Below are 18,160 nucleotides of genomic sequence, written 5' to 3' on the forward strand. Positions count from 1 at the left end.
AGAAGAGGGGGGACCAGCCGTGACCACAGCCTTGATCACACATGCAGATTGCCTTGGGCATGTGACGCCCGATGGCCACCCAGAGCGGGTCGCGCGGCTGGAACATGTGCTGCACGCGCTGGAATCGCTGGACCTGATGCGGGTGACTGCGCCTTTGGCCACGGATGATGATCTGCAACGCATTCATCCGGCCAGCTACATGCAGATGTTGGCCAGCAAACTGCCCGGCGGGGGCTTTCAGCAATTGGATGCCGACACACATATGTCGCCCGGCAGCCTTGAGGCCGCCTATCGCGCGGCGGGGGCGGTGTTGAAGGCCGTGGATATGGTTCTGGCAGGCGAGGTGGGCAACGCCTTTTGCGCCATTCGCCCACCCGGCCACCACGCGGAAACAGCGATTCCGATGGGGTTTTGCCTGTTTGGCAATGCCGCGCTGGCGGCGAAACATGCGCTGGACCACCATGGGCTGGACCGCGTCGCGGTGGTGGATTTTGACGTGCACCACGGCAACGGCACGCAGGATCTGCTGTGGAACGAACCCCGCGCCTTGGTGGTGACAAGCCAGCAGATGCCGCTTTGGCCAGGCACCGGCAAGCCCGAGGAAACCGGCCCGCATGGCAATATCCTGAACATCCCGCTTGCGCCTGAGTCTGACGGCACCGTGATGCGGGCGGCCTATGAGGCCCAAGTCTTCCCCCGCCTGCGCAATTTTGCGCCGGACTTGATCATCATTTCGGCGGGCTTCGATGCCCATGCCGACGACCCCTTGGCCCAGCTGAACTGGCAGACCGAGGATTTCACTTGGCTGACCGATCAACTTTGCGCATTGGCGGCAGAGCTTTGTGGCGGCAGGGTGGTCTCGACTTTGGAGGGGGGGTATGATTTGCAGGCGCTGGCGCAAAGCACCCGCGCCCATGTTGAAGCATTGATTGAGGCTGCACGATGACCGACCTACCCGTAGAAGAAATGAGCTTTGAACAGGCCATGGCCGAGTTGGAGCGCGTGGTTGGTCAATTGGAACGCGGCGATGTCCCGCTTGAGGATTCCATCGCGCTTTATGAGCGTGGCGCGGCGTTGAAGAAACGGTGTGAGACCAAGCTTAAAGAAGCCGAGGAAAAGGTCGCCGCGATCACCTTGGACGGCAATGGGCAACCCAAAGGAACGACGCCGGTCGAGGGGCTGTAATGTCGGCCACGACTATGGGCGATACAGCGGCGCTGCCGTTTCAGCAGGCATTGGCGCGGGCGCAGGATATGTCGCAGGCGCGGATTGCTGCCGCGCTGGCCGGGCTGGATGGGGATGTCGCGCAGGCGATGCTTTATGCGGTTGAGGGCGGCAAAGGGCTGCGGGCGTTTTTGGTGATGGAAAGCGCGCGGCTGTTCGGTATTCCCCGCGACGTGTCGGCCACCCCTGCCGCCGCGATTGAGGCGATGCATGCCTATTCGCTGGTGCATGACGATCTGCCTTGCATGGACGATGACGACCTGCGTCGGGGCAAGCCGACGGTGCACCGCAAATGGAATGAAACCACCGCAGTTCTGGCGGGCGATGCGCTGCAAACGCTGGCCTTTCAACTGGCGGCCGAAACCGATTGCTCGGCGCAGCAGCGCGTTGGACTGGTGTCGCGGCTTGCGGGCTGTTCGGGCATTCGCGTGGGCATGGTGGCCGGTCAGGAAATGGACATCGCGGCAGAAACCGCCAATGCGCCGCTGACGCTGGCCCAGATCACCGCCTTGCAACGGGCCAAAACCGGTGCCTTGATCGTTTGGTCGGCGACAGCAGGGGCCGTGATGGCCGGAGAGGCGCTTGAGCCTTTCGTCGTTTACGGCGATAACATCGGGCTGGCCTTTCAGATTGCTGATGACATTCTGGATGTCGAAGGCGATGCCGCCACGGTGGGCAAGGCTGTGGGCAAGGATGCGGATGCCGGCAAGGCAACCTTTGTATCGTTGCTGGGCCTGGACGAGGCGAAAAACCGCGCAGCGCAATTGGTCGAAGATGCTTGCGACGCCCTGTCCCCCTACGGTGATGACGCCGAAACCTTGAAGCAGGCGGCGCGGTTCGTTATTTCGCGCAGCAGCTAGAGACAAACAACGGGGCGCCCTGCGCTGCCCCGCCCGATCAGCGGAGCCGCCGAGGACATGCAAGATACCCCCAAGACGCCCCTGCTGGACCGTGTAAACACCCCTGCGGACATGAAGCGCTTTTCCGATGGGGAACTGACGCAATTGGCGCATGAGCTGCGGCAGGAAACGATTTCCGCCGTGTCGGTGACGGGCGGGCATCTGGGCGCGGGTCTGGGCGTGGTGGAATTGACCGTCGCGCTGCATGCGGTGTTCGATGCCCCGCGCGACAAGATCATCTGGGACGTGTCGCACCAAAGCTATCCGCATAAAATCCTGACCGGGCGGCGCGACCGCATTCGCACCCTGCGCATGAAAGACGGTCTGTCGGGCTTCACCAAACGCAGCGAAAGCCCCTATGACCCGTTCGGCGCGGCGCATTCCAGCACCTCGATCAGCGCGGCCTTGGGCTTTGCCGTAGCGCGTGATCTGGGCGGGGCTTGCGACACCGGGCATGGCGATGCGATTGCCGTCATCGGCGACGGCAGCATGAGCGCGGGCATGGCCTTTGAGGCGATGAACAACGCAGGCCACTTGAAAAAGCGCCTGATCGTCATTTTGAACGACAATGAAATGAGCATCGCCCCGCCGGTGGGCGCTTTGTCCAACTACCTCAGCCGTCTTTACGCCGAAGCGCCGTTTCAGGATCTGAAGGCCGCCGCAAAAGGTGCGATTGGCTTCTTGCCCGAACCCTTCCGCGAAGGGGCCAAGCGGGCCAAGGAAATGCTGAAAGGCATGGCCGTTGGTGGCACCCTGTTCGAGGAACTGGGCTTTTCCTATGTCGGACCGATTGATGGCCACGACATGGATCAGTTGCTGCCGGTGCTGCGCACAGTGCGTCAGCGGGCGACCGGCCCGATCTTGATCCATGTGATGACCAAGAAGGGCAAGGGCTATGCCCCCGCCGAAGCGGCGGACGACAAGGGCCATGCCACGGGCAAATTCAACGTCATCACGGGCGAGCAGAAAAAAGCGCCAACCAATGCGCCCAGCTATACCAGCGTCTTTTCGGATGCCTTGTTGCAGGTTGCCGCCGACGATCCGCAGGTCTGCGCAGTTACGGCGGCGATGCCCGATGGCACCGGGCTTAGCCTGTTTGCCGAACGCTATCCCAGCCGGTGCTTTGACGTTGGGATCGCCGAACAGCATGGCGTGACCTTTGCCGCCGGTCTGGCCGCAGGTGGGATGAAGCCGTTCTGCGCAATGTATTCGACCTTCCTTCAGCGCGGCTATGATCAAGTTGTGCATGACGTGGCCATTCAGCGCCTGCCGGTGCGGTTCGCGATTGACCGTGCGGGGCTGGTCGGGGCCGATGGCGCGACCCATGCGGGCAGCTTTGACATCGCCTTCATGGCCAACCTGCCGGGCATGGTGGTGATGGCCGCCGCCGATGAGGCCGAGCTGAAGCATATGGTCGCCACCGCCGCCGCCTATGACGATGGGCCCATCGCCTTCCGCTATCCGCGCGGCGAAGGCACGGGTGTCGATATGCCTGAACGGGGCGAAGTGCTTGAGATTGGCAAGGGCCGCATCGTGGCCGAGGGCGCCCGCGTGGCAATCCTGTCCTTTGGCACGCGCTTGTCGCATTCCATCGAAGCGCGTGAGGCGCTGATGGCCAAGGGCATCACGCCCACCGTGGCCGATGCCCGCTTTGCCAAGCCCTTGGACGAAGATCTGATCCTGTCACTGGCCCGCGATCACGAAGCGCTGATCACGATTGAGGAAGGCGCGATTGGCGGCTTTGGCAGCCATGTGGCCCAGCTTTTGGCGGAAAAGGGCGTGTTCGACACGGGGCTCAAGTTCCGGTCCATGGTCCTGCCGGATATCTTCATCGACCAAGCCAGCCCTGAAGACATGTACGCCGTCGCCAAGCTAAGCGCGGCGGATATTGAGGCAAAGGTGTTTGAGGTGCTGAACGTGACTGCGATCGCGGACAAACGCGCCTAGGCCATCCATTCGGCGATCATGCCGAATCCCGCGCCGTAGAACAGCGCCAAAAGGGCGTAGCCTGCCAGCACGAACACCCCGTCGCGGGTCATCAGCCCAAAGGCGATCAACGAAACGCAGCCTGCGCCGATGGATGTGACCATCGGCAGCAATTCCAGAAACGGCCATGTAGCCGCGACCACGGCGATCATCAGCAGCGCCAAGATGCGCAATGGGCCGACGGTCAGGAAGATCAGCCTGCGGCCTTCGGTATAGCCATCAACCCATTTGGCCGGGCGTTCCAGAAAGTCCACCGCTCGAAGCATCCGCACCGAGGACACGCTGCGCCGCATCAGGAAGCGGGGCAGCCACAGGTGTTTGCGCCCCGCCGCGCCTTGCAGGGCGATCAGGATGATGATGAACGCGCCCAGCGTTGGCGTGCCGGGAATGCCCGAAAGCGGCGAGACCAGCAAAAGCGCCGGAATCAGGATCGCCGGGGAAAACGACCGGTCGCCGATCCGCTCCAGGATATCGCGCACTGATACGGCGGCATCGCCAACCTCAGGCTCCATCGCGTCCAACAGATCTTCCAAGGATTCCGGTGCCATGTGGGCCTCAATGACGAACTCTATCTTGGATGAACGCCCTAAGCCCGTTCTTGTTCCAACAGGGCGGCCAACCCGTCTTTGTAGGTCGGATAGGCTAGACCAATGCCAAAGGTGTCCTTGGCCTTCTGGTTCGAAACACGTTTGGATTCGGCGTAAAAGCTGCGGGCCATGGGGGTGAATTCGGCCTCTTCATACGGAATGCCCGGCGGACAGGGCAGGCCCAGCAGATCGGCGGCATGGGCAATCACATCCTGCGGCGGGGCGGGGTCATCGTCGCATAGGTTATAGGCCTCGCCGGGGGTTGGGGCGTTTAGCGATGCCTCAAGATAGCGGGCGATGTCTTCGACGTGGATGCGGCTGAAGACCTGCCCTTGCTTGATGATCCGCCGCGCGGTTCCGGCCCGGACCTTGGCAAAGGGGCCGCGCCCCGGCCCATAGATGCCCGCAAGCCGGAAGATATGCAGCGGTAGGTTCGGGATGGCCTGCCACTCGGCCTCAGCCGCGACGCGGCGCTTGCCTCGGACGGTGGCGGGGGTCAGCGCGGTATCCTCATCGACCCAGCCGCCCTGATGGTCGCCGTAAACGCCGGTGGTCGACAGATAGCCCGCCCATGTCAGATTTGGCGCGGCCTGCCGGATCGCATCGCCGCATAGGGCAAGCGATGGATCGCCCGCCTCATCCGGGCCGACCGAGATCAGCAGATCGGTGGCTGTCGTCAGCGCCTCTGCCACTGCATCGCCGGTCCAAGCTACTGGGGTGATTCCCGCCGCCGCAAGCGCATCGCGCTTGGTTTCGTCGCGTGCCGTGCCAGCGATGTGCCAGCCCTTGGGCTGCAATCGCGCCGCCAGCGCCTGAGCGCTGTATCCATATCCGAGGCAAAGTAGATGTCGTGTCATCCCTCAGAGGTGGCCCGCGGACCGGCATTTGGCAAGCCCCGACGGCGAAAACCGGCCAATTGGCCATGGCCCGGAATTCCGCACTAGCGCAAGCGGGTGTGTTGCGCCATCCATGCGCCACGACAAACGCATAAGGGTTGAGTGGATGCCGCATTATTCACGGCGGGCAATGATCTTGATGTCTATGGCGGCGCTGGCCGGATGTGGCGGGCGGCGCGACCGTCCCAGCGATAGTGGGGGCAATCCGGCGCTGCATCCCAATGAAACGCCCGAGCTGCGACGACAAATCAACTATTGGGCGGACTACCATGAGGTGCCCCGATCCTTGGTGCACCGGTTGGCCATTCGCGAAAGCAGTCACCGTCCATGGGCACGCAATGGCCCCTACTACGGTCTGTTGCAAATCCTGCCGCAGACCGCCCGCACCATGGGCTTTTCCGGTCAGCCCGATGATCTGCTGGATGCGTCGGTCAACCTGCAATACGGCGTCAAATACCTGCGCGGGGCTTGGCTCTTGTCGGACGGAAACCACGACACGGCGATTATGTGGTACGCCAAGGGCTATTATTATGAGGCCAAGCGGCGGGGCATGTTGGTGGAAACCGGGCTTAGGTCCGGCTGACGCGGTGTTTATCGGGGCTTGCCGCTTTGCGGCGGCTTGCACCTTGGCCCCACACCTGCCAACGTTTGCGCAATCATTAAGCGAAAGAGGCTAACATGCAGGATCGGCTCGTCAATCTGGATCTGGTGACCCCACAGGCGCAAGACCCGCGCTTGTTCGACAATCCAGAAGCGGCGGTCGAGGCCCTGATCGCGCTTTATCACGATGCGGCGGCGTTCCTGCGCGATGCGTTTCTTGGGGCGATGCGCAAAGGCCATCCCGGTGTGCGTTACCGTGCGTTCTACCCCGAGGTGCGCTTTGCCACGACCAGCTTTGCCAGCGTCGACAGCCGCCTCAGCTTTGGCCACGTGTCGCACCCCGGCACCTATGCCACGACAATCACCCGGCCTGACCTATTCCAACACTACCTGACCCAGCAGCTTCGCCTGTTGATCGAAAACCACAATGTGCCGGTGCAGGTGGGCGTGTCCGACACGCCGATGCCGGTGCATTTTGCTGTGGCCGCCGACCCGACAGTGATGGTGCCGCAGGAAGGTGCGGCGGCCTTTCCGCTGCGCGATGTGTTCGATGTGCCGGACCTGACCACCACGAATGACGATATCGTCAACGGCTTGGCGCAGCCCGCCGCCGATGGGGCCTTGCCGCTGGCACCTTTCACCGCGCAGCGCGTGGATTATTCGTTGGCGCGGTTGGCGCATTACACCGCGACCGACCCCAAGCATTTCCAGAACCACGTTCTGTTCACCAACTATCAGTTCTATGTCAGCGAGTTTGAGGCCTACGCCCGGTCGCAGCTGGCCGATCCCGACAGCGGCTACACCAGCTTTGTCAGCACCAACAACCAAGAGATCACCAAGGCAGATGAGCCTTTGCCGATCCCGGTGAAGATGCCGCAAATGCCGACCTACCACCTAAAGCGGGCCAACGGGTCGGGCATCACGCTGGTCAATATCGGTGTCGGCCCGTCTAACGCCAAAACGGCAACAGACCACATCGCGGTTTTGCGCCCGCATGCTTGGCTGATGGTGGGCCATTGCGCCGGGCTGCGCAGTTCGCAAAGCCTTGGGGATTTTGTGTTGGCCCATGCCTATCTGCGCGAAGACAAAGTGCTGGACGATGATCTGCCGGTTTGGGTGCCGATCCCGGCGTTGGCCGAAATCCAGATCGCGTTGGAAACGGCGGTGGCGACGGAAACCGAACTGGATGGCTATGACCTGAAGCGGGTCATGCGGACCGGCACCGTGGCCAGCGTTGACAACCGCAACTGGGAACTGCGGGATCAGCAAGGCCCGGTGCAGCGCCTGTCGCAAAGCCGCGCCGTGGCGCTGGATATGGAAAGCGCGACGATTGCCGCAAATGGCTTCCGGTTCCGGGTTCCATATGGAACGCTTCTTTGTGTATCTGACAAGCCCCTGCACGGCGAATTGAAGCTGCCGGGCATGGCGTCTGAGTTCTATACCAAGCAGGTTGCCCGCCATTTGATGATCGGCATCCGCGCGATGGAAAACCTACGCGAAATGCCGCTTGAACGTATCCATAGTCGCAAGCTGAGGAGTTTCGATGAAACTGCTTTCCTTTGACGCAACGCAAACGCCTCAAAATCCATGTTTTCGCCTTGTGGGAAAACACTATTTGTTGTGTTAGCAGGCGATATCCCGTTAAATATGCGGGAAGAGGCCCAAGAGGGGCAGATTAAGGAGACCATGAAATGGCGAAACCCATGACCAAGACCCAGCTTGTTGCCGCTCTGGCCGAAGAGATGGACGCGGACAAGAAAGCCGCTGGTGCTGCACTGGACGCGATCTGTGCGCTGATCACCCGCGAAGTCGCCGCTGGCGGCGCAGTGACCCTGCCGGGCGTTGGCAAGATCTATTGCCGTGAACGCCCTGAGCGTATGGTCCGCAACCCCGCCACGGGCGAGCAGTTCAAGAAGGAAGCCGACAAAGTGGTCAAGATGACCATTGCAAAGGCCCTGAAGGACAGCGTGAACGGCTGATCCCAGCCAAAGTTTTGTTCCAGTTTGACACCGGTCGCAGGCGGAAGCCTCGGCCGGTTTTTTACGTCCGGGGGGCCGGGTTGGTGGCCTTGTTGTAAGGCGTCCAATCGGTGATTTCCGGGTAATAGGTTTTGCGCCATGCCCGAACGCGCGGGTTCATCACCCGGCGCCAGATCGGCGGGGCCATCGCGGCCATGGTCATCAGCGGATAGCCATAGGGCAATTGCGGCGCGTCCTCGGCGGTGTAGGTTTGCAGCAAGGGGAACCGCCGGTCGGGTTTGTAATGGTGGTCCGAATGGCGCTGTAGGTTGATCAGCAGCCAGTTGGTCGCGGTGTGATCGGCGTTCCAGCTATGGCGCGGCAGGACATGTTCATATTTGCCGTCGCCAAGGTGTTTGCGGGTCAGCCCGTAATGTTCGACATAGTTGACGATCTCCAGCTGCCAAATAGCAACACCCGCCTGAAGAACAAACAGGCCAAGCCCCAGCAATCCGCCAATCCCAAAGGCCAGCGCCAACATCGCCAGTTGCAGCGCCCAGTAGCGCCAGAACGGGTTGCGGCGATTGTGCCACGGCAATTGCTTTCGGGCCAGCATCGCCTGTTCCGCGCGGAACGATGACACCAGCGATTGCCACAATACGCGCGGATAAAAGCGGTGGAAGCCTTCGTTATAACGGGCGGTCACCGGATCACGCGGCGTGCCGACATGGCGGTGATGCACCAGCAGGTGTTCTGACCGGAAATGCGAATAGAGCACCATGGCCATCAGCATATCGCCCAGCCAGCGTTCCAGCCGATTGCGTTGGTGCATCAGCTCATGCGCGTAGACGATGCCGACTGTGCCAGTCATCACGCCCATGCCAAAGAACACCCCGACCAATTCCCACGGGCCAAGCGTGGCCACATGCGTCGCGTACCAGATCAGCCCGAACAGGTTGACCCATTGCAGCGGCACCCAGATCTGCGTGATCGCGCGATACCAGTACAGATCTTTGTCCGGCACCTCGGTATCGGGGTTGTTGGTGTTGGCACCCAAGATCGCATCAAGACCCGAAAACAGATACCACGCGACCAAGGGCGTGGTCAGAACCCACCATCCGCCCAAGACCGCGCCGATCCAAACCGATGGGATCAGCAACAGCGACAGCCAATAGGGCAGGGGCGTTTTCGGGGGCTGGGCCTTGGTCATATCGTGGCTCCGGGTTCGGTCTGCGCCCACCATGCGGCGGCGCGGCGTTATTTGCTTTGCGTCAGGTCAAAGGCCTTTCGCATAACAGTTGGCAGATCTGCGGGGCGAAAGTCTGACAATTCGATGAATTCCCCGCGTTGCGGCGTCCGGTCCATGGGCACCAGCGCGGTCTTCACCGTCAGGCGTAGGTGGAAATGGGTGAAGGTGTGGCGGGCCTCGGTGTTCAGGGCCTTCCATTCAGCGCGGATCGGCGGGTCTTCTTTGGGCGCGTCGTTCCAATCGGACCCCGGCCAGCCCAGCATGCCGCCCAGCAGCCCCTTGTCGGGGCGGCGCTCTAGCAGCCACGCGCCATCCACGCGCCGCGCCAGATAGGCGATGCCAAGGCGGGTGGGCTTTTTCTTGCGCGGCTCTTTCTTCGGCAGCTCGGCGGCGGTGCCCGCATCCCACGCGGCGCAGCCTTTGCGCCAAGGGCATAGCCCGCAGGCCGGATTGCGCGGGGTGCAGATGGTCGCGCCAAGATCCATCACCGCTTGGGCATAGCAGCCGGGCCGGTCCTGCGGGGTCAGCGCGGCGGCGTAGTCCGTCAGGATCGCCTTGGCAGTAGGCAAGGGCGTGTGTTCATCGTGCACGCGGGCCATGACCCGTTCGACATTGCCGTCAACCACGGTGGCAGGCACGTCAAACGCGATCGAGGCCACGGCGGCGGCGGTATAGGGGCCAACGCCGGGCAGGGTTAGCAGCGTGTCCAGATCGGTCGGGAACTGACCGCCAAAATCACCGGCGATCAGCCGCGCGCATTTCAGCAGGTTGCGGGCACGGGCGTAATAGCCAAGCCCGGCCCATGCGGCCATGACCTCTTCGTCGGGGGCGGCGGCCAGATCCTGCACGGTGGGCCAGCGGGTCGTGAAGTCGAGGAAATAGGATTTCACTGCCGGAACAGTGGTTTGCTGCAACATGATTTCCGACAGCCAAACGCGATAGGGATCAGGGCGCAGGCCAGCCTTGCGCGCCGCAGGCCCAACGCGCCAAGGCAACGCCCGCGCGTGGCGGTCGTACCAGTCCAGCAGATCAATGGCGCGCACAGGTTCACGCAAGAGTGAAAATCCTTGTCAAAGTTCTGGCAACTCCGGGCTGGCGCCCGTCGCAGGCCTCACTAGAATAGCGTTTCAGAGAAGGATTCAAGTGATGGCAACGCGGCGATCAACCACCTATGGGTTCACCAGAACCTCGGGCCTGCTGCAAGAGCAGATCCGCAAGGCCAGCGAAACGCGCGGCTTTGCACAATCGCGTGTTCTGACCCACTGGGCCGAGATCGTGGGCGATGATTTCGCCGGTGTGTCGCGCCCGGTTGATGTCAGCTATGGGCGCGGCGGGTTTGGGGCCACGCTGACCGTGCTGACCACCGGGGCCAATGCGCCGATGCTGGAAATGCAAAAGGAACAATTGCGCGGCAAAATCAACGCAGTTTATGGATATAACGCCATCACCCGCGTGCGCATCACACAAACATCGGCCACCGGGTTTTCCGAAGGCCGCGCCTCATTCCAACACCGTCCGGGGGCGGCGCAAACCGCGCCAAACCCCGCAGCGGTCGCCGAAGCCAAAGCCGCGTCAGACGGCGTTCAAAGCGAAGAGTTGAAAGCCGCGCTTGAACGACTGACGCTGAATTTCATATCTAAGAAGAAAGGCTAAGCAGACCGCTTGGCACAGAAAAAGGATCACGCATATGGATCGCAGGACTTTTGTCGCCCTGATGGCAGCAGGAACAGCCGGCTTTAGCGGGCTGCCCGCATTCGCGCAGGACGCCGAAGCCCCCGTCATTGAGGATATGGTCCTCGGGAACCCGGACGCCGCGGTAGAGGTGATTGAATACGCCTCTTATACCTGCCCGCATTGCGCCAACTTCCACAAGACCGTGTTCAAGGATCTGAAGGCCAATTACATCGACACCGGTAAGATCAAGTTCGTGTACCGCGAAGTCTATTTCGACAAATACGGCATGTGGGCGTCGATGATCGCCCGCTGCGGTGGCCCCGAAAAGTTCTTTGGCATCACCGATATGATCTACAAAACCCAATCCGACTGGGCGCGTGCTGGATCGGACGCGGCGATTGCTGACGCGCTGCGCAAAATCGGCCTGTTGGCCGGAATCGAAAAGGACGAGCTAGAGGCCTGCCTGACCGATGGCGACAAGCTGCGCGCGCTGGTTGGCTGGTATCAGGAAAACGCTCAGCGGGACGATATCACCTCGACCCCGTCATTCATCGTGGATGGCAAAAAGCAATCCAACATGAACTACGCCGACTTCTCGGCGCTTCTGGATGAGGCGCTCGGCGCCTGATGGTAGCCGCGCCCAATGGCCCCTTGGCGGGTCTGAAGGTCATCGAACTGGCGCGGATTCTGGCTGGCCCTTGGGCCGGTCAGACCTTGGCCGATCTTGGGGCCGAGGTCATCAAGGTTGAGGCAGTGCAGGGCGATGACACCCGCAAATGGGGCCCGCCCTTTATTGATCGCGAAGATGATCGGACGGCGGCCTATTTCCATTCGTGCAATCGCGGCAAGCAATCAGTTGTGGTCGATCTGGCCTCGGCCGAGGGCCAGCAGCAGCTGCGCGATATGGTGCGCGGTGCGGACATCCTGATCGAGAATTTCAAGGTCGGCGGGCTGAAGAAATACGGGCTCGATTATGCCAGCCTGTCTGAGGTGAACCCCGGCCTGATCTACTGTTCGATCACCGGGTTTGGTCAGGATGGGCCTTACGCGCATCGCGCGGGTTATGACTACATTATCCAAGGCATGTCTGGGCTGATGTCGATCACCGGCGATCCCGATGGGCAGCCGCAGCGGGCGGGGGTTGCGATCACGGATCTGTTCACGGGGCTGTATTCGGTCACAGGCATTCTGGCGGCCCTGCACCAGCGCAGTCAGACCGGCAAAGGCCAGCACATCGATATGGCGCTGCTGGATTGCGCCGTGTCCGTGACCGCCAATCAGGCCATGAACTATCTAAGCACAGGCACCCCGCCTGGGCGGACCGGGAACTATCACCCGAATCTGACGCCCTATCAGGTGTTTGATTGCAAGGATGGCCATATCATCATCGCGACGGGCAATGATGCGCAGTATCAGCGCCTCTGCCGGTTGCTGGGCCTGCCCGATATGGCCGAGGCACCCGAATTTCTGAGCAATGCCGACCGGATTGCCAACCGCGAGGAAATGATCGGCCTGTTGACCGAGGCCACCCTGCGTCGCACGCGGGCGGATCTTTTGGCGGCTTGCGAGGCCGAGGGCGTGCCCGCCGGGCCGATCAACGATATGGCCGATGTGTTCAATGACCCGCAGGTCCAGGCACGCGGGATGCAGATCGCGCCCGATGGCGTGCCGGGGGTTCGCTCGCCTTTCCGGTTTTCGGATGCCGATCTGGTGCTGAACCGCGCGTCACCCAAGCTGGGACAGTAAGCCAATTGTGCGGGCCTTGCGGCCCGCGCAGGATCAGCCTGCCGGATCGGCAGGCGGGTGTGGGAGGCGCTGCCTCCCCTTGGCCTTGCGGCCAATTCCCCTCCGGAGGATTTTTGGAAAGGTGAAGATGTGGGGGCTAGACCCATGGTCGCAGGCCTTTTTGGGCAGGTGACAAGCAATGCTGCACTGCATATAAGCGCGGAAAATGCCGCATTTGACAGTTTGAGGATATGCACATGACCACGCTTGTTTTCGGCCACAAATCGCCTGACACCGATAGCACCGGGTCTCCGATTGTCTGGGCCTGGTACCTGAACGAAGTAAAGGGCGAAGCTGCCAAGCCCGCGCTGCTGGGCGAGCCGAATACCGAAGCCGCTTTTGTTCTGACCCGTTGGAACCTCGATAAGCCGGAAATCATCAGCGGTGTTGAGGCCGGTGCCCCGGTTGTGATCGTTGATACCAACAACCCGGCGGAATTGCCCGCCGATATCAATGACGCCGATATCCGCGCGATCATCGACCACCACAAGCTGGTTGGTGGTCTGGAAACCAAAGGCCCGATCGATATTACGATCCGTCCGCTGGCTTGCACCGCGACTATCATGTACGACCTGATGGGCGATGACGCCGCCAAGATGCCGGAAGCGATCAAGGGCGCGGCCCTGTCCTGTATCCTGTCCGACACGCTGGAATTCCGGTCGCCCACCACCACCGACCGCGACCGCGAAGTCGTGGCCGCGCTGGCCGCTGAACTGGGTGTGGATGTCACCGAGTACGCCGCTGAGATGTTTGCGGCCAAGTCGGACGTTTCGGCATTTTCGGATGCCGAGCTGATCCGCATGGATTCGAAAGAATACGAAGTGGGCGGCAAGAAATTCCGCGTTTCGGTTCTGGAAACCACTGCGCCGCAGATCCCGCTGGACCGCAAGGACAGCCTGATGGAGACCTTCAAGACCGTTGAGGCCGAAGATGGTGTGGATCAGGTTCTGCTGTTCGTGGTGGACATCCTGAAAGAGGAAGCAACGCTGCTGGTTCCGAACGATCTGGTGAAGACCGTGGCCGAGAAGAGCTTTGGCGCCACCGTTTCGGGCGACACCGTTGTTCTGCCGGGCATCATGAGCCGTAAGAAGCAGATTATCCCGAACCTGACTCTCTGATCCGGTTTCACAGACATTTCGATGGGCGTCTGCAACCTTGCGGGCGCCCATTTTGTTTGGGGGGAAGCCTGTTGACCCTTTGTCACGCTTTGACGATACCCTTCAGGCACCGACCGCCATGGCATCAGAAAGGCCGACCATGACCCAGATCGTCGAAACACTCGCTAAGATTTCCTCCAATTACGACGCGCTGTTCGTTGATCTTTGGGGATGCGTGCACAACGGGGTGACGGCCTATCCTGAGGCGGTTGCGGCGCTTCAGGCCTACCGGGCGCAGGGGGGCACAGTGTGCCTGTTGACCAACGCGCCGCGGTCGCGCCATGAGGTGGCCAAACAGCTTGAGCGGTTCAACGTGCCGGCGGATGCCTATGACACCATCGCGACCAGTGGCGATTCGGCCCGGTCTGCCATGTTCCGAGGGGAGATCGGCAAAAAGGTCTGGTTCATCGGGCAAAAGCACGACCTGCCGTTCTTTGAGCCGCTGTCGTTGATCGAGAACCCGGTTGAGATTGAGCAGGTTCCGCTGGAAGAGGCCGAGGGCATTGTGTGTTGCGGCCCGTTTGATCCCTTTGCCGATCCGTCGGTCATGCGGCCTGAATTCTTGCTGGCCAAAACCAAGGGGCTGCCCTTGCTTTGTGCGAACCCCGATCTGGTAGTGGATCGGGGCGAAACGCGGGAATGGTGCGCGGGGGCTTTGGCGGCGCTTTATACGGAAATGGGTGGTGAAAGCCTGTATTTTGGCAAGCCGCATCCGCCGGTTTACGATCTGGCGCGCCGCCGTTTGGCCGAGATCGGCAAGCCCACCGATGACCGCCGCATTCTGGCGATTGGCGATGGCATTCTGACCGATGTCGCGGGCGCGATGGGCGAGGATATCGACGTTTTGTTCATCAGTGGCGGGCTGGCCAAGGATGAGACGGGAACGGATCGTCAGCCTGATCCGGCCAAGTTGTCGGCCTATCTGGATCAGCAGAAATCCGCCCCGACTTATACCATTGGCTACCTTAGGTAACACAGATTTTCCTTGAAATTGCTGCAGTCGCAAAGTAACAAAATTGCGTAATGGAGCAATCGAGCGCCTTAAAATTGCCGGGGCGTTCTTCGGGAGACTGGGATGTTGGACAACCTGCCGCGCGGAACGATCTGTATCGAAGACATCGAAATGGGCATGAGCCGTCATTTGCGAAAGCAGATTACGGACAGGGATATTGAGATGTTTGCCGAGGTGTCCACCGACCGCAATCCGGTGCACCTTGATGACGAATATGCCCAGGACACGATCTTTGAGGGGCGTATCGCCCACGGGATGCTGACGGCTGGTCTGATCTCGGCTGTGATCGGCGAACAGCTTCCGGGGCATGGCACGGTTTACATGGGCCAGTCGCTGAAGTTTCTGGCCCCCGTTCGGCCCGGTGATGTGGTTTATGCTGAGGTGAAGGTCATCGATATTGACCACGCCAAGCGCCGGGTGACGCTGGATTGTCATTGCTCTGTCAATGGCAAGAAGGTGCTGATCGGCGAGGCAAAAGTTCTGGCTCCGTCGCGCAAGTTCGACTGAGCTATTGGCGGGGCGCCCACCGTCCCGCCTGCCATATCCTTGTTGACTGGGGCGGTCGGTTTGCCATCCTGCATTGTCACAAATGTGAAAGATGAGCGGCGGCGCTGCGTTCTTTCAGGTTGGGCTTGCACCGGTCGCGGGGGGCCGCTAGGCCTTTGGCCATGCGCATCATTCGTGACTATCAATACGTGAAACCCGAGGACCGCGGCGCGAGCGCGGCCATCGGTAATTTTGACGGTGTTCATCTGGGCCATCGGTCGGTGATCGAACTGGCGCGCAAGGCCGCGCCGGATGCGCCGCTTGGCGTGATGACCTTTGAGCCCCATCCCCGGCAGTATTTCGCGCCTGATGCGCCGCCGTTCCGGCTCATGAGCCGTGAGGCTAAGGCCACTCGGCTGGCCAAGCTGGGGGTTGAGCGGCTTTATGAGATGAACTTCAACGCGGCGTTGGCGGGTCTGACCCCCGAAGGGTTTGCGCGGGGTGTCATCCGCGATGGTCTGGGCCTGCGCCATGTGGTCGTGGGCGCTGATTTCTGCTTTGGGCGTGGCCGAAAGGGCACCGCCGAAGATCTGGTGCGGTTCGGCGAAGATATGGGTTTTGGTGTGACCATCGCCCGCATCCTTGAGGGCGAGGCCGGGCGCGTGTCATCGACCAACATCCGCCAAGCGCTGAGCGATGGGCGTCCGGGCGATGCGGCGACGATGTTGGGCCATTGGCACCGGATCGAAGGCCGCGTCATCGGCGGCGAACAGCGCGGGCGCGAACTGGGCTATCCCACGGCGAATATGTCGATTGACGGGCTGCATCCGCCCAAACATGGCGTTTATGCCGTGTTGGTCGATGTGCAGGACGGCCCGCACAAGGGCAGCTATCACGGCGCGGCCAGCCTTGGCGTGCGTCCGATGTTTGGCGAAAACAAAGCCAACCTTGAAACCTTCCTGTTTGATTTCACGGGCGATCTATATGGCGCGACCCTGTCGGTTGGTCTGGTGCAATACCTGCGACCGGAGTTGAAGTTTGACGGGCTGGATGCGCTGATCACCCAAATGGACGCCGATTGCGCCGAGGCTCGCAGCATTCTGGCCGCGCTATGAGCGACCCGATCCAACGCACTGGTCTGAGCCGGAAGTTCTGGGAAACCAAACCCATGGCCAAGATGTCGCCCGAGGAATGGGAGGCGCTTTGCGACGGGTGCGGGAAGTGCTGCCTCAACAAGCTTGAGGATGAAGAAACCGGCGAGGTCGCGCTGACCCGTGTGGCCTGCCGCCTGTTTGACGATTCGACCTGCCGCTGTTCGCAATATGAGATCCGGCATCAGTTCGTGCCGGAATGCATCGTGATGACACCGGCCACCATTGCCCAGCACGCCTATTGGCTGCCGCAGACCTGCGCCTATCGCTTGTTGACCGAGGGGCGGCCGCTGTATAGCTGGCACCCGCTAATCTCGGGCGATCCCGACACAGTGCACCGCGCGGGCGTGTCGATGCAGGATCGCACCGTCCCCGAATTTGAGGTGGACGAGGAAGACTGGGAAGACCACATTATCGACGAGCCGCTCTGACGCGGCCAGAAAGGGCGCGCCATGTTTTTTGCTTCAGACAATTCCGGTCCGGTTCCGGCGCAGGTTCTTGCGGCTTTGGCCGAGGCCAATCAGGGCTATGCCATGGGCTATGGTGCCGATGCCTTGATGGACGAGGTGCGCCAGCGCATCCGCGATCTGTTCGAAGCGCCCGAGGCGGTGGTGCATCTGGTGACCTCCGGCACGGCGGCCAATGTCTTGGCACTTTCCAGCATTTGCCAGCCCTTTCAGACGATCTTTTGCAGCTCGGTCGCCCATATCCACGAAGACGAGTGTAACGCGCCGGAATTCTACACCGGCGGGGCCAAGCTGACTCTTGTGCCGGGGGATGACATCATCACGCCCGAGGCGCTGATCGCAACGATTGAGGGCGAAGGCAATCGCGGCGTGCATGGGCCTGCGCGGGGGCCTGTGTCGCTGACCAATGTGACCGAGATGGGGAACCTCTATTCGGTCGGTCAAATCGCCGCCCTTGCGAAGATCGCCAAAGGCTATGGCCTGCCCGTGCATCTGGATGGCGCACGGTTTGCCAATGCTGTTGTCGCGCTTGGCTGTACGCCTGCCGAGATGACGTGGAAGGCGGGCGTGGATGTCGTCAGCTTTGGCGGCACCAAGAATGGGTTGATGGGGGTCGAGGCGGTGATTTTCTTCAACCCCGACCACGCCGCCAGTTTTGAGCATCGCCGCAAGCGGGGTGGGCATTTGCTGTCTAAGCATCGCTATCTGTCGGCGCAGATGGCGGCCTATCTGCGCGATGATCTGTGGCGCGATCTGGCAGCCCGTGCCAATGCCAATATGGCGCGTGTGGCGGGGGCCTTGCGCACGAACAACCAAGTGCGGTTCCTGAATGAACCGCGCGCCAATATGCTGTTCGTGGAATGGCCCCGCGCATGGCACCAACGTGCCTTGGGCGGCGGGGCGATGTATCACCTGTGGGGCGGAACGCTGGAAGGCGAGGCGGACGCGCCTTTGACCTGCCGCTTGGTAGCGGACTGGTCGATGACGGATCAGGCCATCGACCAATTCACGCAACTGGTTCTACCCTAA

20 protein-coding genes are annotated in these 18,160 nt (G+C 61.4%); 16 read left to right on the forward strand and 4 right to left on the reverse strand.

The features are described from left to right. Nucleotides 1–19: 19 nt before the first annotated feature. Genes PRI8871_RS07455 through dxs form a run of 4 tightly spaced genes read left to right on the forward strand, consistent with a single transcriptional unit; the run spans nucleotide 20 to nucleotide 4,070 of the window. Nucleotides 20–946: a histone deacetylase family protein gene (locus PRI8871_RS07455; RefSeq protein WP_108885556.1), complete on the forward strand. Its 927-nt coding sequence runs from the start codon at nucleotides 20–22 to the stop codon at nucleotides 944–946. Beyond that, nucleotides 943–1,185 carry an exodeoxyribonuclease VII small subunit gene (locus PRI8871_RS07460; protein ID WP_108885557.1) on the forward strand — a complete coding sequence of 81 codons (243 nt, stop codon included), beginning with the start codon at nucleotides 943–945 and terminating at the stop codon, nucleotides 1,183–1,185. The genes PRI8871_RS07455 and PRI8871_RS07460 overlap by 4 nt, the downstream gene beginning before the upstream one ends. Further along, on the forward strand, nucleotides 1,185–2,084 hold the full coding sequence (locus PRI8871_RS07465) for a polyprenyl synthetase family protein (RefSeq protein ID WP_245897798.1): 900 nt from the start codon (nucleotides 1,185–1,187) through the stop codon (nucleotides 2,082–2,084). The genes PRI8871_RS07460 and PRI8871_RS07465 overlap by 1 nt, the downstream gene beginning before the upstream one ends. A gap of 57 nt (nucleotides 2,085–2,141) precedes the next feature. Further along, nucleotides 2,142–4,070, forward strand: a complete 1,929-nt coding sequence (gene dxs / locus PRI8871_RS07470) for a 1-deoxy-D-xylulose-5-phosphate synthase (RefSeq protein WP_108885558.1) — start codon at nucleotides 2,142–2,144, stop codon at nucleotides 4,068–4,070. On the opposite strand, the gene PRI8871_RS07475 is transcribed toward dxs, so the two are convergent. Beyond that, entirely contained in the window at nucleotides 4,067–4,657 is a 591-nt protein-coding gene (locus tag PRI8871_RS07475) for an exopolysaccharide biosynthesis protein (RefSeq protein WP_108885559.1), read from the reverse strand. The two genes, dxs and PRI8871_RS07475, sit on opposite strands and share 4 nt — an antisense overlap. 38 nt (nucleotides 4,658–4,695) lie before the next feature. Further along, nucleotides 4,696–5,553, reverse strand: a complete 858-nt coding sequence (locus PRI8871_RS07480; RefSeq protein WP_108885560.1) for an SDR family oxidoreductase — start codon at nucleotides 5,551–5,553, stop codon at nucleotides 4,696–4,698. A 169-nt stretch (nucleotides 5,554–5,722) separates the two neighbouring features. Here PRI8871_RS07480 and PRI8871_RS07485 point away from each other — a divergent pair, with 169 nt between their 5' ends. The 3 genes from PRI8871_RS07485 to PRI8871_RS07495 all read left to right on the forward strand — a co-directional run bounded on the left by PRI8871_RS07485 (nucleotide 5,723) and on the right by PRI8871_RS07495 (nucleotide 8,171). Beyond that, on the forward strand, nucleotides 5,723–6,175 hold the full coding sequence (locus PRI8871_RS07485) for a lytic transglycosylase domain-containing protein (RefSeq protein WP_370741914.1): 453 nt from the start codon (nucleotides 5,723–5,725) through the stop codon (nucleotides 6,173–6,175). Between the two features lie 95 nt (nucleotides 6,176–6,270). Next, entirely contained in the window at nucleotides 6,271–7,755 is a 1,485-nt protein-coding gene (locus tag PRI8871_RS07490; RefSeq protein WP_108885561.1) for an AMP nucleosidase, read from the forward strand. Nucleotides 7,756–7,883: 128 nt separating this feature from the next. Beyond that, nucleotides 7,884–8,171 carry an HU family DNA-binding protein gene (locus PRI8871_RS07495; protein WP_108885562.1) on the forward strand — a complete coding sequence of 96 codons (288 nt, stop codon included), beginning with the start codon at nucleotides 7,884–7,886 and terminating at the stop codon, nucleotides 8,169–8,171. Nucleotides 8,172–8,232: 61 nt separating this feature from the next. Here PRI8871_RS07495 and PRI8871_RS07500 read toward each other — a convergent pair whose 3' ends face one another. Next, complete coding sequence (locus tag PRI8871_RS07500; RefSeq protein ID WP_108885563.1) at nucleotides 8,233–9,360, reverse strand: alkane 1-monooxygenase; 1,128 nt, start codon at nucleotides 9,358–9,360, stop codon at nucleotides 8,233–8,235. A gap of 47 nt (nucleotides 9,361–9,407) precedes the next feature. Then, nucleotides 9,408–10,454 carry an A/G-specific adenine glycosylase gene (gene mutY, locus PRI8871_RS07505; protein WP_108885564.1) on the reverse strand — a complete coding sequence of 349 codons (1,047 nt, stop codon included), beginning with the start codon at nucleotides 10,452–10,454 and terminating at the stop codon, nucleotides 9,408–9,410. Nucleotides 10,455–10,545: 91 nt separating this feature from the next. Here mutY and PRI8871_RS07510 point away from each other — a divergent pair, with 91 nt between their 5' ends. From PRI8871_RS07510 to PRI8871_RS07550, 9 genes are all read left to right on the forward strand, one after another. Then, a complete protein-coding gene (locus PRI8871_RS07510; protein ID WP_108885565.1) occupies nucleotides 10,546–11,052 on the forward strand; it encodes a DUF721 domain-containing protein in 507 nt (168 codons plus the stop codon). 61 nt (nucleotides 11,053–11,113) lie between these two features. Further along, nucleotides 11,114–11,701: a DsbA family protein gene (locus tag PRI8871_RS07515; RefSeq protein ID WP_245897799.1), complete on the forward strand. Its 588-nt coding sequence runs from the start codon at nucleotides 11,114–11,116 to the stop codon at nucleotides 11,699–11,701. Next, nucleotides 11,701–12,819 carry a CaiB/BaiF CoA transferase family protein gene (locus PRI8871_RS07520; protein WP_108885567.1) on the forward strand — a complete coding sequence of 373 codons (1,119 nt, stop codon included), beginning with the start codon at nucleotides 11,701–11,703 and terminating at the stop codon, nucleotides 12,817–12,819. The genes PRI8871_RS07515 and PRI8871_RS07520 overlap by 1 nt, the downstream gene beginning before the upstream one ends. A 236-nt stretch (nucleotides 12,820–13,055) precedes the next feature. Further along, entirely contained in the window at nucleotides 13,056–13,976 is a 921-nt protein-coding gene (locus tag PRI8871_RS07525) for a manganese-dependent inorganic pyrophosphatase (RefSeq protein WP_108885568.1), read from the forward strand. 139 nt (nucleotides 13,977–14,115) lie between these two features. After that, complete coding sequence (locus PRI8871_RS07530; protein WP_108885569.1) at nucleotides 14,116–14,988, forward strand: TIGR01459 family HAD-type hydrolase; 873 nt, start codon at nucleotides 14,116–14,118, stop codon at nucleotides 14,986–14,988. A 102-nt stretch (nucleotides 14,989–15,090) separates the two neighbouring features. Then, nucleotides 15,091–15,534 carry a MaoC family dehydratase gene (locus PRI8871_RS07535; protein WP_108885570.1) on the forward strand — a complete coding sequence of 148 codons (444 nt, stop codon included), beginning with the start codon at nucleotides 15,091–15,093 and terminating at the stop codon, nucleotides 15,532–15,534. Nucleotides 15,535–15,695: 161 nt separating this feature from the next. Then, on the forward strand, nucleotides 15,696–16,628 hold the full coding sequence (locus PRI8871_RS07540; protein ID WP_108885571.1) for a bifunctional riboflavin kinase/FAD synthetase: 933 nt from the start codon (nucleotides 15,696–15,698) through the stop codon (nucleotides 16,626–16,628). Continuing rightward, nucleotides 16,625–17,095, forward strand: a complete 471-nt coding sequence (locus PRI8871_RS07545) for a YcgN family cysteine cluster protein (protein ID WP_108885572.1) — start codon at nucleotides 16,625–16,627, stop codon at nucleotides 17,093–17,095. The genes PRI8871_RS07540 and PRI8871_RS07545 overlap by 4 nt, the downstream gene beginning before the upstream one ends. Before the next feature lie 21 nt (nucleotides 17,096–17,116). Continuing rightward, nucleotides 17,117–18,160, forward strand: coding sequence for a threonine aldolase family protein (locus PRI8871_RS07550; protein ID WP_108885573.1), 1,044 nt, complete (start codon nucleotides 17,117–17,119; stop codon nucleotides 18,158–18,160).

This window comes from Pseudoprimorskyibacter insulae (assembly GCF_900302505.1).
GTDB classification, from domain to species: Bacteria; Pseudomonadota; Alphaproteobacteria; order Rhodobacterales; family Rhodobacteraceae; genus Pseudoprimorskyibacter; species Pseudoprimorskyibacter insulae.

Coding starts and splice junctions, on each gene's coding strand:
- PRI8871_RS07460 (WP_108885557.1), top strand. CDS start 943: ATGACCGACCTACCCGTAGAAGAAATGAGCTTTGAACAGGCCATGGCC.
- PRI8871_RS07465 (WP_245897798.1), top strand. CDS start 1,185: ATGTCGGCCACGACTATGGGCGATACAGCGGCGCTGCCGTTTCAGCAG.
- dxs (WP_108885558.1), top strand. CDS start 2,142: ATGCAAGATACCCCCAAGACGCCCCTGCTGGACCGTGTAAACACCCCT.
- PRI8871_RS07475 (WP_108885559.1), bottom strand. CDS start 4,657: ATGGCACCGGAATCCTTGGAAGATCTGTTGGACGCGATGGAGCCTGAG.
- PRI8871_RS07480 (WP_108885560.1), bottom strand. CDS start 5,553: ATGACACGACATCTACTTTGCCTCGGATATGGATACAGCGCTCAGGCG.
- PRI8871_RS07485 (WP_370741914.1), top strand. CDS start 5,723: ATGATCTTGATGTCTATGGCGGCGCTGGCCGGATGTGGCGGGCGGCGC.
- PRI8871_RS07490 (WP_108885561.1), top strand. CDS start 6,271: ATGCAGGATCGGCTCGTCAATCTGGATCTGGTGACCCCACAGGCGCAA.
- PRI8871_RS07495 (WP_108885562.1), top strand. CDS start 7,884: ATGGCGAAACCCATGACCAAGACCCAGCTTGTTGCCGCTCTGGCCGAA.
- PRI8871_RS07500 (WP_108885563.1), bottom strand. CDS start 9,360: ATGACCAAGGCCCAGCCCCCGAAAACGCCCCTGCCCTATTGGCTGTCG.
- PRI8871_RS07510 (WP_108885565.1), top strand. CDS start 10,546: ATGGCAACGCGGCGATCAACCACCTATGGGTTCACCAGAACCTCGGGC.
- PRI8871_RS07515 (WP_245897799.1), top strand. CDS start 11,114: ATGGCAGCAGGAACAGCCGGCTTTAGCGGGCTGCCCGCATTCGCGCAG.
- PRI8871_RS07520 (WP_108885567.1), top strand. CDS start 11,701: ATGGTAGCCGCGCCCAATGGCCCCTTGGCGGGTCTGAAGGTCATCGAA.
- PRI8871_RS07525 (WP_108885568.1), top strand. CDS start 13,056: ATGACCACGCTTGTTTTCGGCCACAAATCGCCTGACACCGATAGCACC.
- PRI8871_RS07530 (WP_108885569.1), top strand. CDS start 14,116: ATGACCCAGATCGTCGAAACACTCGCTAAGATTTCCTCCAATTACGAC.
- PRI8871_RS07535 (WP_108885570.1), top strand. CDS start 15,091: ATGTTGGACAACCTGCCGCGCGGAACGATCTGTATCGAAGACATCGAA.
- PRI8871_RS07540 (WP_108885571.1), top strand. CDS start 15,696: ATGCGCATCATTCGTGACTATCAATACGTGAAACCCGAGGACCGCGGC.
- PRI8871_RS07545 (WP_108885572.1), top strand. CDS start 16,625: ATGAGCGACCCGATCCAACGCACTGGTCTGAGCCGGAAGTTCTGGGAA.
- PRI8871_RS07550 (WP_108885573.1), top strand. CDS start 17,117: ATGTTTTTTGCTTCAGACAATTCCGGTCCGGTTCCGGCGCAGGTTCTT.